General features: G+C 38.6%; 1 protein-coding gene. It reads right to left on the bottom strand.

The annotated features are described in order from the left end of the window. Positions 1-202, bottom strand: a 202-nt coding sequence (locus tag HMPREF0308_RS14090; RefSeq protein WP_211205712.1) for a hypothetical protein, incomplete at both ends; no start/stop codon positions are given.

The following is a 202-nucleotide window of genomic DNA, read 5'->3' as shown; positions in this document are numbered from 1 at the left end:
TTTTGGGGCGCGATTGTAAATAATTAAGTTTATTTGTTTGGTATGCATTGAGATTGCGTGAATCATTTTTTGTGGTTTGGCTGCCCCCTTTATTTTGCCCCGTCGGGTTGGGGGGTGGTTGTGATTTTTCTTTGTATAGTAATTTTTGGATTTGCCAGCCTTATTAAGGATCAATGTTGTTGTTTTTTCGATGGTGTTGGTT

Source organism: Corynebacterium striatum ATCC 6940, from assembly GCF_000159135.1.
In the GTDB taxonomy this organism is placed as follows: Bacteria; Actinomycetota; Actinomycetes; order Mycobacteriales; family Mycobacteriaceae; genus Corynebacterium; species Corynebacterium striatum.
This window is presented reverse-complemented; position numbering and strand designations above follow the sequence as displayed.